Origin of the sequence: Streptococcus mitis NCTC 12261 (assembly GCF_000148585.2) — a bacterium.
In the GTDB taxonomy this organism is placed as follows: Bacteria; Bacillota; Bacilli; order Lactobacillales; family Streptococcaceae; genus Streptococcus; species Streptococcus mitis.
On record NZ_CP028414.1, the window covers coordinates 775,297 to 789,385 of the forward strand.

The window sequence follows — 14,089 nt, forward strand, 5'->3', positions numbered from 1 at the left end:
TTCAAGTTTAAGTGGTTTGTCCCACGATGCTAGGCGAGTCTTCACAAAAAATTCGGGGAAACCCATAAAAATCATAGGAGGTGCATAATGAGCACATACGCAATTATCAAAACTGGCGGAAAACAAGTTAAAGTTGAAGTTGGTCAAGCAGTTTACGTTGAAAAATTGAACGTTGAAGCTGGTCAAGAAGTTACTTTTAACGAAGTTGTTCTTGTTGGTGGTGAAAACACTGTTGTCGGAACTCCACTTGTTGCTGGAGCTACTGTAGTTGGAACTGTTGAAAAACAAGGAAAACAAAAGAAAGTTGTTACTTACAAGTACAAACCTAAAAAAGGTAGCCACCGTAAACAAGGTCACCGTCAACCATATACTAAAGTTGTCATCAACGCAATCAACGCTTAATTTTAAGGAGAACACATGATACAAGCAGTCTTTGAGAGAGCCGAAGATGGCGAGCTGAGGAGTGCGGAAATTACTGGACACGCCGAGAGTGGCGAATACGGCTTAGATGTCGTGTGTGCATCGGTTTCTACGCTTGCCATTAACTTTATCAATTCTATTGAGAAATTTGCAGGCTATGAACCAATCCTAGAATTAAACGAAGATGAAGGTGGCTATCTGATGGTTGAAATTCCAAAAGATCTTCCTTCACACCAGAGAGAAATGACCCAGTTATTCTTTGAATCATTTTTCTTAGGTATGGCAAACTTATCGGAGAACTCTTCTGAGTTCGTCCAAACCAGAGTTATCACAGAAAACTAACACGGAGGAAAACATTATGTTAAAAATGACTCTTAACAACTTGCAACTTTTCGCCCACAAAAAAGGTGGAGGTTCTACATCAAACGGACGTGATTCACAAGCGAAACGTCTTGGAGCTAAAGCAGCTGACGGACAAACTGTAACAGGTGGATCTATCCTTTACCGTCAACGTGGTACACACATCTACCCAGGTGTAAACGTTGGACGTGGTGGAGACGATACTTTGTTCGCTAAAGTTGAAGGCGTAGTACGCTTTGAACGTAAAGGACGCGATAAAAAACAAGTTTCTGTTTACCCAATCGCTAAATAAAAAGGTCCAGTGAACCTTTTTATCCCGAGCCTTGAATATAAAGGCGAGGAAGCTAGAAGTAGCATAAACTAAGGCTTTCCGAGTTTTCGGAGAGCCTATTTTTTTATTTTGATACCCACGCTGATACCCATATTTTAAAAACCAATGTAAGAAGCGAACTTGTCGGCTACTTTGTCTTTTAGATACAATTATAAAATAGTGGAATGTGAGCCTTTTACAGTAATGAATGTTATAAGGGAATAAGATATTGTAAAAATTGCTAAGATTTGATATTATAATTGTATCTGAGTAAGGAAGCAGGAATATGGAAAGGAGTGAGCCTATATGAAAAAATTATCATAATGATAGTCTGTTCAATCTCTTTTCTTGTTTTATCTGCTTGCGTTAGTAACAAAAAACTTATTCTTCCTGAACCTGAAACGATCTCTGTAATTTCCCTGCAGAAAACAATCTCTGAAGATATTAAAACTATAACCAAGAGAGAAGAAATCTCAAAATTGATTGAGGAGATACAGAAACAGTCCAAATCTACAACTTTGGAGAGTTTCAATGATCAACCGACAAATGTTAAAGATTACATCATTATCAAATTCACTCATCAGAATGAAGAAAATGATAGTGTAGCCTATCTATATACTATGAAAGAAAAACAGTATATTGAGCAACCCTATGTTGGGATTTGGGAGGTAAGTCCAGATATAGCGAATAGGGTTGAAGAAGCTTATTCTAGTTGATTTATAGAATAAAAGAAATTTTTAGAGAGTTTTCTTGTATCATGTTTTAAACGGTAAATCAACAAGATTTGCTGTTTTTATTTGTTTGAAATAAAATGAGGACTGAAAAAAGATATCATTCTAATTCTTGTATTGGGGTATTAGAGTATTCGCTTAGACTTGAAAATTTCCAGACTTTTTTCCTTTTTGGAAAACTTCTAAAATATGGTATAATGAAAAGATAAAGAAGTTGGGGGTAGAAGATGAACATTCAACAATTACGCTATGTTGTGGCTATTGCGAATAGCGGTACTTTTCGTGAAGCTGCTGAAAAGATGTATGTTAGTCAGCCGAGTCTGTCTATTTCTGTTCGTGATTTGGAAAAAGAGTTGGGCTTTAAGATTTTCCGTCGGACCAGCTCAGGGACTTTCTTGACTCGTCGTGGTATGGAATTTTATGAAAAAGCGCAAGAATTGGTTAAAGGATTTGATATTTTTCAAAATCAGTATGCCAATCCTGAGGAAGAAAAGGATGAATTTTCCATTGCTAGTCAGCACTATGACTTCTTGCCACCAACCATTACGGCCTTTTCAGAGCGCTATCCTGATTATAAGAACTTTCGTATTTTTGAATCAACTACTGTTCAAATTTTAGATGAAGTAGCGCAAGGGCATAGTGAGATCGGGATTATCTACCTCAACAATCAAAATAAAAAAGGTATTATGCAACGGGTTGAAAAGCTAGGTCTGGAGATCATTGAATTGATTTCCTTCCATACCCACATTTATCTCCGCGAGGGGCATCCTTTGGCTCAGAAAGAGGAATTGGTTATGGAGGATTTAGCTGATCTACCAACGGTTCGTTTCACTCAAGAAAAAGACGAGTACCTTTATTATTCAGAGAACTTTGTTGATACCAGTGCGAGCTCGCAGATGTTCAATGTGACAGACCGTGCTACTTTGAATGGTATTTTGGAGCGGACGGACGCTTATGCAACAGGTTCCGGATTTTTAGATAGTGACAGTGTCAATGGGATTACAGTCATTCGTCTCAAGGATAACCTAGATAATCGCATGGTCTATGTTAAACGTGAAGAAGTGGAGCTGAGTCAAGCTGGGACTCTCTTTGTAGAAGTCATGCAAGAATATTTTAATCAGAAGAGGAAATCATGAAAAAAAGAGGAATAGTGGCAGTCATTGTACTACTTTTGATTGGGCTTGATCAGTTGGTAAAATCCTATATCGTCCAGCAGATTCCACTGGGTGAAGTACGCTCTTGGATTCCCAATTTCGTTAGTTTGACCTACCTGCAAAATCGAGGTGCAGCCTTTTCTATCTTACAAGATCAGCAGTTGTTATTCGCTGTCATTACCCTGGTTGTCGTGGTAGGTGCCATTTGGTATCTACATAAACACATGGAGGACTCATTCTGGATGGTCTTGGGTTTGACCTTGATTATCGCAGGTGGTCTTGGAAACTTTATTGACAGGGTAAGTCAGGGCTTTGTTGTGGATATGTTTCACTTGGACTTTATCAATTTTGCAATTTTCAATGTGGCAGATAGCTATCTGACTGTTGGAGTGATTATTTTATTGATTGCAATGCTAAAAGAGGAAATAAATGGAAATTAAAATTGAAACTGGTGGCCTGCGTTTAGATAAGGCTTTGTCGGATTTGACAGAATTATCACGTAGTCTCGCGAATGAACAAATCAAATCAGGACAGGTCTTGGTTAATGGTCAAGTCAAGAAAGCTAAATACACAGTTCAAGAGGGTGATATCGTCACTTACCATGTACCAGAGCCGGAGGTCTTAGAGTATGTGGCTGAGAATCTTCCGCTAGATATCATCTACCAAGATGAGGATGTGGCCGTCGTTAACAAACCTCAGGGGATGGTGGTGCATCCGAGTGCTGGTCATACTAGTGGAACTCTAGTAAATGCCCTTATGTATCATATTAAGGACTTGTCGGGTATCAATGGGGTTCTACGCCCAGGAATTGTTCATCGTATTGATAAGGATACGTCTGGCCTTCTCATGATTGCTAAAAACGATGAGGCGCATCTAGCACTTGCCCAAGAACTCAAGGATAAAAAGTCTCTCCGAAAATATTGGGCTATTGTTCATGGAAATCTGCCTAATGATCGTGGTGTGATTGAAGCTCCGATTGGCCGTAGTGAAAAAGACCGTAAGAAACAGGCTGTGACTGCTAAAGGGAAGCCTGCAGTGACCCGTTTCCACGTCTTGGAACGTTTTGGTGATTACAGCTTGGTAGAGTTGCAGCTAGAGACAGGACGCACTCATCAAATCCGTGTTCACATGGCTTATATTGGCCATCCAGTCGCTGGTGATGAGGTCTATGGTCCTCGCAAGACTTTGAAAGGACATGGACAATTTCTCCATGCCAAGACTCTAGGCTTTACCCATCCGAGAACAGGTGAGACCATGGAATTTACAGCAGATATCCCAGAGATTTTTAAGGAAACATTGGAGAGATTGAGAAAGTAAGAATGAAAAAGAAATTAACTAGTTTAGCACTTGCAGGTGCTTTTTTATGCTTGTCATTTCATGGGAATGTTCAAGCTCAAGAAAGTTCAGGAAATAAAATCCACTTTATAAATGTTCAGGAAGGTGGCAGTGATGCGATCATTCTTGAAAGTAATGGACATTTTGCCATGGTGGATACAGGAGAAGATTATGATTTCCCAGATGGAAGTGATTCTCGTTACCCATGGAGAGAAGGAATTGAAACATCTTATAAGCATGTTCTGACAGATCGTGTTTCGCGACATTTAAAGGAATTGGGTGTCCAAAAACTTGATTTTATTTTGGTAACCCATACCCATAGTGACCATATTGGAAACGTTGATGAGTTACTGCAAACCTATCCAGTTGGTCGTATCTACATGAAAAAATACTCTGATAGTCGGATTACAACACCAACTCATCTATGGGATAATCTGTATGGCTATGATAAGGTTTTACAGACTTCTGCAGAAAAAGGTGTTTCAGTTATTCAAAACATTACACAAGGAGATGCTCATTTTCAGTTTGGGGACATGGATATTCAACTCTATAACTATGAAAATGAAACTGATTCATCAGGTGAATTAAAGAAAATTTGGGATGACAATTCTAATTCTTTGATTAGTGTAGTGAAAGTCAATGGTAAGAAAATTTACCTCGGAGGAGATTTGGATAATGCTCATGGAGCAGAAGACAAGTATGGTCCTCTCATTGGAAAAGTTGATTTGATGAAGTTTAATCATCACTATGATACCAATAAATCAAACACCAAGGATTTCATTAAAAATTTGAGTCCGAGTTTGATTGTTCAAACTTCGGATAGTTTACCTTGGAAAAATGGTGTTGATAGTGAGTATGTCAATTGGCTCAAAGAACGAGGAATTGAGAGAATTAACGCAGCCAGCAAAGACTATGATGCGACAGTTTTTGATATTCGACAAGATGGTTTTGTCAATATTTCAACTTCTTACAAGCAGATTCCAAGTTTTCAAGCTGGTTGGCATAAGAGTGCTTATGGAAACTGGTGGTATCAAGCGCCTGACTCTACAGGAGAATATGCAGTTGGTTGGAATGAAATCAAGGGTGAATGGTATTACTTCAACCAAACGGGTATCTTGTTACAGAATCAATGGAAAAAATGGAACAATCGTTGGTTCTATTTGACAGACTCTGGTGCATCTGCTAAAAATTGGAAGAAAATCAATGGAAGCTGGTATTATTTCAACAAAGAAAATCAGATAGAGACTGGTTGGCTTAATACTGGCGGTCAGACCTATTATCTATCAAATGATGGGGATATGATAACAGGATGGCGTAAGATTGATGGACAATGGTACTATTTTGCTCAATCAGGGGAAATGAAAACGGGCTGGGTAAAAGATAAAGAAACCTGGTACTATATGGATTCTACTGGTACCATGAAGACAGGCGAGATAGAAGTTTCTGGTCATCATTACTATCTAGAAGAATCAGGAGCTATGAAGCAAGGCTGGCTTAAAAAGGCAAATGATTGGTATTTCTATAAGGAAGACGGTTCACGAGCTGTTGGTTGGATTAAAGACAAGGATAAATGGTACTTCTTGAAAGAAAATGGTCAATTACTTGTGAACGGTAAGACACCAGAAGGCTATACTGTTGATTCAAGTGGTGCCTGGTTAGTGGATGTTCCGGTAGAGAAATCTGCTACAACTAGAGATACAAGTAACTCAGAAATAAAAGAATCCAATGAAGTAGTGAAAAAAGATCTTGAAAATAAAGAAACGAGTCAACACGAAAGTATTACAAGTTCTTCAACTAGTCAAGATTTGACTTCTTCAACTTCACAAAGCACTGAAACAAGTGCAAATAAATCGGAATCAGAACAGCAGTAAAAAAGAAGGTTTTAGGGCCTTCTTTTTCCTATCAACTCTTTTCTATTTCCTGCCATTCATGTTATAATGGATAAATATGAAGAATCGGAGTGAGACTATGAAATTCAAACGGATTGTCTTTAAGGTGGGGACTTCTTCTCTGACGAATGAGGATGGAAGTTTATCACGTAGTAAGGTAAAGGCTATTACCCAGCAATTGGCTATGTTGCACGAAGCTGGTCATGAGTTGATTTTGGTGTCGTCGGGTGCCATTGCTGCTGGTTTTGGAGCCTTAGGATTTAAAAAGCGTCCGACTAAGATTGCTGATAAACAGGCCTCAGCAGCGGTAGGACAAGGGCTTTTGTTGGAAGAATACACGACCAACCTTCTCTTGCGCCAAATCGTTTCTGCACAAATCTTGCTGACCCAGGATGACTTTGTGGATAAGCGCCGTTATAAAAATGCCCATCAGGCTTTGTCAGTTCTACTTAGTCGTGGGGCAATTCCTATCATCAACGAGAATGACAGTGTCGTTATTGATGAGCTCAAGGTTGGGGACAATGACACTCTTAGTGCCCAGGTAGCGGCCATGGTCCAAGCAGACCTTTTAGTCCTCTTGACAGATGTGGACGGTCTCTATACTGGAAATCCTAATTCAGATCCAAAAGCCAAACGCTTGGAGAAAATCGAGACCATCAATCGTGAGATTATTGATATGGCTGGTGGAGCTGGCTCGTCAAATGGAACTGGGGGCATGCTAACCAAAATCAAGGCTGCAACTATTGCGACAGAATCAGGAGTTCCTGTTTATATCTGCTCATCCTTGAAGGCAGATGCTATGATTGAGGCGGCTGAGGAGACCAAGGATGGTTCTTACTTTGTTGCGCAAGAGAAGGGACTTCGTACCCAGAAACAATGGCTTGCATTCTATGCTCAGAGTCAGGGTTCTATTTGGGTTGATAAAGGGGCTGCAGAAGCTCTCTCCCAACATGGAAAGAGTCTTCTCTTATCTGGTGTAGTTGACGCAGAAGGGGCCTTTTCTTACGGTGATATTGTGACAGTATTTGACAAGGAAAGTGGAAAATCACTTGGAAAAGGACGCGTGCAATTTGGAGCATCTGCTTTGGAGGATATGTTGCGTTCTCAAAAAGCCAAAGGTGTCTTGATTCACCGTGACGATTGGATTTCCATTACTCCTGAAATCCAACTACTCTTTACAGAATTTTAGAGGTAAATTATGGTAAGTACACAAGAACAATTTGAACAGGTACAGGCTGTTAAAAAATCGATTAACACAGCTAGTGAAGAGGTGAAAAACCAAGCCTTGCTAGCCATGGCTGATCACTTATTAGCAGCTACTGAGGAAATTTTAGCAGCCAATGCCCTTGATATGGAAGCTGCTAAGGGTAAAATCTCAGATGTAATGCTGGATCGTCTTTATTTGGATGCAAGTCGTATAGAAGCAATGGCAACCGGGATTCGTGAAGTGGTTGCTTTACCAGATCCAATCGGTGAAGTTTTGGAAACAAGTCAGCTTGAAAATGGCTTGGTTATCACCAAGAAACGTGTAGCTATGGGAGTTATTGGTATAATCTATGAAAGCCGTCCAAATGTGACGTCTGATGCGGCTGCTTTGGCTCTTAAAAGTGGAAATGCAGTTGTTCTTCGTAGTGGTAAGGATGCCTATCAAACGGCCCATGCCATTGTCACAGCCTTGAAGAAGGGTTTGGAGACAACGACCATTCATCCAGATGTGATTCAACTAGTGGAAGATACCAGCCGTGAAAGTAGCTATGCTATGATGAAGGCCAAGGGCTATCTAGACCTGCTCATTCCTCGTGGAGGGGCTGGTTTGATCAATGCAGTGGTTGAAAATGCTATTGTACCAGTTATCGAGACAGGAACTGGGATTGTCCATGTTTATGTCGATAAGGACGCAGATGAGGACAAGGCACTGTCTATCATCAACAATGCCAAAACTAGTCGTCCTTCTGTCTGCAATGCCATGGAGGTTCTACTTGTTCATGAAGACAAAGCAGCAAGCTTCCTTCCTCGCTTGGAGCAAGTTCTAGTTGCAGAGCGCAAGGAAGCTGGACTGGAGCCAATTCAATTCCGTGTAGATAGCACAGCAAGTCAGTTTGTTTCAGGTCGAGTAGCTGAGGCCCAAGACTTTGACACCGAGTTTTTAGACTATGTACTAGCTGTTAAGGTTGTGAGCAGTTTAGAAGAAGCAGTTGCTCATATTGAAACCCACAGTACCCATCATTCGGATGCCATTGTGACGGAGAATGCTGAAGTTGCAGCTTACTTTACAGATCAAGTAGACTCTGCAGCAGTCTATGTCAATGCCTCAACGCGTTTCACCGATGGTGGCCAATTTGGTCTGGGTTGTGAAATGGGAATTTCTACTCAAAAACTGCACGCGCGTGGTCCAATGGGCTTGAAAGAATTGACCAGCTACAAGTATGTGGTTACTGGTGACGGACAGATAAGGGAGTAAAAAATGAAGATTGGATTTATTGGTTTGGGAAATATGGGAGCTAGCTTGGCCAAGGCTGTTTTGCAGGCCAAGACGGGTGATGACCTTCTCCTTGCCAATCGCAGTCAAGCCAAGGTGGATGCTTTCATTGCCGACTTTGGCGGTCAAGCTTCTAGCAATGAAGAAATCTTTGCAGAAGCAGATGTGATTTTTCTAGGTGTTAAGCCAGCTCAGTTCTCAGACTTGCTTTCTCAATATCAGACCATTCTTGAAAAACGAGGGAGTCTTCTTTTGATTTCGATGGCAGCTGGATTGACTTTGGAAAAACTCGCTAATCTTCTGCCAAGTCAACACCGAATTATTCGTATGATGCCGAATACCCCTGCTTCTATCGGGCAAGGAGTGATTAGTTATGCCTTGTCTCCTAATTGCAGGGCTGAGGACAGTGAGCTATTTTGTCAGCTTTTAAGCAAGGCTGGCCTCTTGGTTGAACTTGGGGAAGGCTTAATCGACGCGGCGACAGGTCTTGCAGGTTGTGGGCCGGCCTTTGTCTATCTCTTTATTGAGGCCTTGGCAGATGCAGGTGTTCAGACTGGATTGCCACGAGAGACAGCATTGAAAATGGCGGCTCAAACAGTGGTAGGAGCTGGTCAATTGGTCCTAGAAAGCCAAGAGCATCCTGGAGTATTGAAAGACCAAGTCTGCAGCCCAGGAGGTTCGACTATTGCTGGTGTAGCGAGCTTAGAAGCGCATGCTTTTAGAGGAACGGTCATGGAGGCAGTTGGTCAAGCCTACAAACGAACACAAGAATTAGGTAAATAAGAGGTAGTTTTGTCTGCCTCTTTTATGGTGGCTGATACTCTTCGAAAATCTCTTCAAACTGCGTCAGATTCCATCTGCAACCTCAAAACAGTGTTTTGAGCAACCTGCGGCTAGCTTCCTAGTTTGCTCTTTGATTTTCATTGAGTATTAAATGAGAAGACAAAAAAGATTGTCACAAACCCCTATTTTTTGATAGAATAGAAGTAGTAAAAAAGAAATGAGTTAGACATGTCAAAAGGATTTTTAGTCTCTCTTGAGGGACCAGAGGGAGCAGGAAAGACCAGTGTTTTAGAGACTCTGCTACCAATTTTAGAGGAAAAAGGAGTAGAGGTGCTGACGACCCGTGAACCTGGCGGAGTCTTGATTGGGGAGAAGATTCGGGAAGTGATTTTGGACCCAAGTCATACTCAGATGGATGCGAAGACAGAGTTACTTCTTTATATTGCCAGTCGCAGACAGCATTTGGTGGAAAAAGTTCTTCCAGCCCTTGAAGCTGGTAAGTTGGTCATTATGGACCGTTTCATCGATAGTTCTGTTGCCTATCAGGGATTTGGTCGTGGCTTGAATATTGACGCCATTGACTGGCTCAATCAGTTTGCGACAGATGGCCTCAAACCCGATTTGACACTCTATTTTGACATCGAGGTGGAAGAGGGACTGGCTCGCATTGCTGCTAATAGCAATCGTGAGGTCAATCGTTTGGACTTGGAAGGATTGGACTTGCATAAAAAAGTCCGTCAAGGTTACCTTTCTCTTCTGGACAAAGAAGGAAGTCGTATTGTCAAGATTGATGCTAGTTTTCCTTTGGAGCAAGTTGTGGAAACTACCAAGGCTGTCTTGTTTGATAGAATGGGATTAGCTAAATGAAACAAGATCAACTAAAGGCCTGGCAACCAGATCAGTTTAACCGCTTTGTCCGTATCCTAGAACAAGACCAGCTCAATCATGCCTACCTCTTTTCAGGTTTCTTTGAAAGTTTGGAAATGGCGCAATTTTTAGCTAAGAGCCTCTTTTGTACAGATAAAGTAGGTGTTTTACCATGTGAGAAATGCCGAAATTGTAAGCTGATTGAACAGGGAGAATTTCCCGATGTCACCTTGATTAAACCAGTTAATCAGGTCATTAAGACAGAACGCATTCGAGAATTAGTGGGTCAGTTTTCCCAAGCAGGGATTGAAAGCCAGCAACAGGTTTTTATTATTGAGCAAGCTGAGAAGATGCATCCTAACGCAGCTAATTCTCTGCTCAAGGTCATCGAAGAACCCCAGAGTGAGGTTTATATTTTCTTCTTGACCAGAGATGAGGAGAAGATTTTACCGACAATTCGAAGTCGGACCCAGATTTTCCACTTTAAAAAACAAGAAGAGAAGCTGATATTGCTCTTAGAACAAATGGGACTGGTTAAGAAAAAAGCGACTCTCCTAGCCCAGTTTAGTCAATCGCGAGCTGAAGCAGAGAAGTTAGCCAATCAGGCAAGTTTTTGGACCTTGGTTGATGAAAGTGAACGCCTGCTGACTTGGTTAGTGGCTAAGAAAAAAGAAAGTTATTTGCAAGTTGCCAAACTAGCTAGCTTGGCAGATGATAAGGAAAAACAAGATCAGGTTTTACGGATTCTTGAAGTCCTCTGTCGGGAGGATCTCCTGCAAGCAAGAGTAAGAGTGATTCTACAAGATTTGCTAGAAGCTAGAAAAATGTGGCAAGCTAATGTCAGCTTTCAAAATGCCATGGAATACCTGGTCTTGAAAGAAATATAAACTCAAAGATGAATGATAAAGAAAGGAAAGGGCTGTTTTATGGACAAAAAAGAATTATTTGACGCGCTAGATGATTTTTCCCAACAGTTATTGGTAACCTTGGCCGATGTGGAAGCCATCAAGAAAAATCTCAAGAGCCTGGTAGAGGAAAATACAGCTCTTCGCTTGGAAAATAGTAAGTTGCGAGAACGCTTGGGTGAGGTGGAAGCAGATGCTCCCGTCAAGGCTAAGCATGTTCGTGAAAGTGTCCGTCGAATTTATAAAGATGGTTTTCACGTATGTAATGATTTTTATGGACAACGTCGAGAGCAGGACGAGGAATGTATGTTCTGTGACGAGTTGTTATACAGGGAGTAAGCATGCAGATTCAAAAAAGTTTTAAGGGGCAGTCTCCCTATGGCAAGCTGTATCTAGTGGCAACGCCGATTGGCAATCTAGATGATATGACCTTTCGTGCTATCCAGACCTTAAAAGAAGTAGATTGGATTGCAGCTGAGGACACGCGCAATACAGGGCTTTTGCTCAAGCATTTTGATATTTCCACCAAGCAGATTAGTTTTCATGAGCACAATGCCAAGGAAAAGATTCCTGATTTGATTGGTTTCCTGAAAGCAGGACAAAGTATTGCTCAGGTATCCGATGCGGGTCTGCCTAGTATCTCGGACCCTGGTCATGATTTGGTCAAGGCAGCCATTGAGGAAGAAATTGCGGTTGTGACTGTTCCAGGTGCCTCTGCAGGAATTTCTGCCTTGATTGCCAGTGGTTTAGCGCCACAGCCACATATCTTTTACGGCTTTTTACCGAGAAAATCAGGCCAGCAAAAGCAATTTTTCGACTTGAAAAAAGACTATCCTGAAACTCAGATTTTCTATGAATCGCCCCATCGTGTGGCAGATACGTTGGAAAATATGCTAGCAGTTTATGGTGACCGCTCGGTGGTCTTGGTTAGAGAATTGACCAAAATCTATGAAGAATACCAACGCGGTATCATTTCTGAGTTATTAGAAAGCATCTCTGAAACGCCTCTCAAGGGTGAATGTCTTCTCATCGTTGGAGGTGCCAGTCAGGATGTGGAGAAAAAAGACGAGGAAGACTTGTTCTCAGAAATCCAAGCTCGCATCCAGCAAGGCATGAAGAAAAACCAAGCTATTAAGGAAGTAGCTAAGTTTTACCAGTGGAATAAGAGCCAGCTTTACGCAGCCTACCATGACTGGGAAGAAAATCAAGAAAATGACTAAACAGGGAAGTTTGCCTTCTTCCCTTTTTTTGTTATACTAGTAGAAGAAAAAATTAGAAAGATTTGTGGGAGTGAAAAAGTCCTGTGGACTTTTTCAGCCTGAGCCAAGAAACTTGAAAGCGAAGTAAGTCCTGTGGACTTTTTCAGCCTGAGCCAAGAAATTCGAAAGCTAGGCAAGTTCGGTTGGCTTTTTCAATGTGAAACTTGTCTTCACACTCCCAAAGAGGTATTAGTGTCGTGTCTCAATCTTATATCAATGTTATCGGTGCTGGTTTGGCAGGTTCTGAAGCTGCCTACCAAATTGCAGAGCGTGGTATTCCAGTTAAACTTTATGAAATGCGTGGTGTCAAGTCAACACCCCAGCACAAAACAGACAATTTTGCAGAGTTGGTTTGTTCCAATTCTCTTCGTGGGGATGCTTTGACAAATGCAGTTGGTCTTCTCAAGGAAGAAATGCGTCGCTTGGGTTCTGTTATTTTGGAATCTGCTGAGGCTACACGTGTTCCTGCAGGTGGTGCGCTTGCGGTGGACCGTGATGGTTTCTCCCAAATGGTGACAGAAAAAGTTACCAACCATCCCTTGATTGAAGTGGTTCGTGATGAAATTACAGAATTACCGACAGATGTTATCACAGTTGTCGCTACTGGTCCCTTGACCAGCGATGCCCTAGCTGAGAAGATTCATGCTCTTAATGATGGCGATGGTTTCTATTTCTACGATGCGGCAGCGCCTATTATCGATGTCAATACTATCGATATGAGCAAGGTCTATCTCAAGTCTCGTTATGATAAGGGAGAAGCCGCTTATCTCAACGCTCCTATGACCAAGCAAGAGTTTATGGATTTCCATGAAGCCTTGATCAATGCGGAGGAAGCACCACTCAATTCTTTTGAAAAAGAAAAATACTTTGAAGGATGTATGCCTATCGAAGTCATGGCCAAACGTGGCATTAAAACTATGCTTTATGGTCCTATGAAACCAGTGGGTCTGGAGTATCCAGATGACTACACAGGACCTCGTGATGGAGAATTCAAAACACCGTATGCGGTGGTTCAGCTTCGTCAGGACAATGCGGCTGGTAGCCTTTACAATATTGTTGGTTTCCAGACCCACCTCAAATGGGGAGAACAAAAGCGTGTCTTCCAAATGATTCCAGGTCTTGAAAATGCGGAGTTTGTACGTTATGGTGTCATGCACCGCAATTCTTACATGGATTCACCAAATCTTCTTGAGCAGACCTATCGTTCCAAGAAACAGCCAAACCTCTTCTTTGCTGGTCAGATGACAGGTGTGGAAGGCTATGTTGAGTCAGCTGCTTCAGGCTTGGTTGCGGGAATTAACGCCGCTCGTCTCTTCAAGGGAGAAAGCGAGGCTGTTTTCCCAGAGACCACAGCGATTGGAAGTCTGGCTCATTATATCACCCATGCTGACAGCAAACATTTCCAACCAATGAATGTCAACTTTGGGATTATCAAGGAGTTGGAAGGCGAGCGTATTCGTGATAAGAAGGCTCGTTATGAAAAAATTGCAGAGCGCGCTCTTAGCGACCTAGAAGAATTTTTAACTGTCTAATTTTTTTGAAAGAATTGCTCATGATACTATAAAAATCTTAGAAATTGTGATAAAATAGGTAGGAT

The 14,089-nt window shown here is 41.6% G+C and carries 16 protein-coding genes, 1 pseudogene and 1 other annotated feature (1 of these 18 cut by a window edge); of the genes and pseudogenes, 16 read left to right on the plus strand and 1 reads right to left on the minus strand.

Translation table 11 applies throughout. The features are described 5' to 3' along the window. Positions 1-51: a sequence feature (ribosomal protein L21 leader region), on the plus strand; it begins 37 nt to the left of the window's first position. Positions 52-87: 36 nt separating this feature from the next. From rplU to SM12261_RS04195, 4 genes are all read left to right on the plus strand, one after another. Next, complete coding sequence (rplU, locus tag SM12261_RS04180; protein ID WP_000109141.1) at positions 88-402, plus strand: 50S ribosomal protein L21; 315 nt, start codon at positions 88-90, stop codon at positions 400-402. Positions 403-417: 15 nt separating this feature from the next. After that, a complete protein-coding gene (locus SM12261_RS04185) occupies positions 418-762 on the plus strand; it encodes a ribosomal-processing cysteine protease Prp (RefSeq protein ID WP_000613699.1) in 345 nt (114 codons plus the stop codon). 16 nt (positions 763-778) lie between these two features. Then, entirely contained in the window at positions 779-1,072 is a 294-nt protein-coding gene (gene rpmA, locus SM12261_RS04190) for a 50S ribosomal protein L27 (RefSeq protein ID WP_000916509.1), read from the plus strand. Positions 1,073-1,386: 314 nt separating this feature from the next. Next, positions 1,387-1,806 (plus strand): DUF5301 domain-containing protein, encoded by a 420-nt coding sequence (locus SM12261_RS04195; RefSeq protein ID WP_169829637.1) that lies wholly within the window; start codon positions 1,387-1,389, stop codon positions 1,804-1,806. 175 nt (positions 1,807-1,981) lie between these two features. Here the strand turns inward: SM12261_RS04195 and SM12261_RS09600 are convergent. Then, positions 1,982-2,056: pseudogene (locus tag SM12261_RS09600) on the minus strand (AraC family transcriptional regulator); the annotation flags it as partial. On the opposite strand from SM12261_RS09600, the gene SM12261_RS04200 reads away from it, so the two are divergent. The 12 genes from SM12261_RS04200 (at position 2,049) to trmFO (ending at position 14,024) form a co-directional block, all read left to right on the plus strand. Next, entirely contained in the window at positions 2,049-2,957 is a 909-nt protein-coding gene (locus SM12261_RS04200) for a LysR family transcriptional regulator (RefSeq protein ID WP_001025689.1), read from the plus strand. The pseudogene SM12261_RS09600 and the gene SM12261_RS04200 sit on opposite strands and share 8 nt — an antisense overlap. Next, entirely contained in the window at positions 2,954-3,415 is a 462-nt protein-coding gene (gene lspA / locus SM12261_RS04205) for a signal peptidase II (RefSeq protein WP_000745686.1), read from the plus strand. Before SM12261_RS04200 ends, lspA begins: the two co-directional genes overlap by 4 nt. Further along, entirely contained in the window at positions 3,405-4,292 is an 888-nt protein-coding gene (locus SM12261_RS04210) for an RluA family pseudouridine synthase (protein WP_000403207.1), read from the plus strand. The genes lspA and SM12261_RS04210 overlap by 11 nt, the downstream gene beginning before the upstream one ends. Before the next feature lie 2 nt (positions 4,293-4,294). After that, positions 4,295-6,181: a phosphorylcholine esterase CbpE gene (gene cbpE, locus SM12261_RS04215; protein ID WP_000728241.1), complete on the plus strand. Its 1,887-nt coding sequence runs from the start codon at positions 4,295-4,297 to the stop codon at positions 6,179-6,181. Between the two features lie 97 nt (positions 6,182-6,278). After that, positions 6,279-7,388 carry a glutamate 5-kinase gene (gene proB, locus SM12261_RS04220; protein ID WP_000669647.1) on the plus strand — a complete coding sequence of 370 codons (1,110 nt, stop codon included), beginning with the start codon at positions 6,279-6,281 and terminating at the stop codon, positions 7,386-7,388. 9 nt (positions 7,389-7,397) lie between these two features. Then, positions 7,398-8,660, plus strand: coding sequence for a glutamate-5-semialdehyde dehydrogenase (locus SM12261_RS04225; protein WP_000255279.1), 1,263 nt, complete (start codon positions 7,398-7,400; stop codon positions 8,658-8,660). 3 nt (positions 8,661-8,663) lie between these two features. Then, positions 8,664-9,461, plus strand: coding sequence for a pyrroline-5-carboxylate reductase (proC, locus tag SM12261_RS04230; RefSeq protein WP_000689679.1), 798 nt, complete (start codon positions 8,664-8,666; stop codon positions 9,459-9,461). A gap of 228 nt (positions 9,462-9,689) precedes the next feature. Further along, on the plus strand, positions 9,690-10,328 hold the full coding sequence (gene tmk, locus SM12261_RS04235; RefSeq protein ID WP_000033398.1) for a dTMP kinase: 639 nt from the start codon (positions 9,690-9,692) through the stop codon (positions 10,326-10,328). Next, positions 10,325-11,215 carry a DNA polymerase III subunit delta' gene (locus SM12261_RS04240; RefSeq protein ID WP_078228383.1) on the plus strand — a complete coding sequence of 297 codons (891 nt, stop codon included), beginning with the start codon at positions 10,325-10,327 and terminating at the stop codon, positions 11,213-11,215. The genes tmk and SM12261_RS04240 overlap by 4 nt, the downstream gene beginning before the upstream one ends. 39 nt (positions 11,216-11,254) lie before the next feature. After that, positions 11,255-11,572 carry a DNA replication initiation control protein YabA gene (yabA, locus tag SM12261_RS04245; protein WP_000358227.1) on the plus strand — a complete coding sequence of 106 codons (318 nt, stop codon included), beginning with the start codon at positions 11,255-11,257 and terminating at the stop codon, positions 11,570-11,572. 2 nt (positions 11,573-11,574) lie between these two features. Next, complete coding sequence (gene rsmI, locus SM12261_RS04250; protein WP_001166865.1) at positions 11,575-12,453, plus strand: 16S rRNA (cytidine(1402)-2'-O)-methyltransferase; 879 nt, start codon at positions 11,575-11,577, stop codon at positions 12,451-12,453. Between the two features lie 236 nt (positions 12,454-12,689). Next, the gene (trmFO, locus tag SM12261_RS04260) at positions 12,690-14,024 is read left to right on the plus strand and encodes a methylenetetrahydrofolate--tRNA-(uracil(54)-C(5))-methyltransferase (FADH(2)-oxidizing) TrmFO (protein ID WP_000083722.1); all 1,335 of its coding nucleotides are present in this window, start codon (positions 12,690-12,692) and stop codon (positions 14,022-14,024) included. The last annotated feature ends 65 nt before the right edge of the window (positions 14,025-14,089 follow it).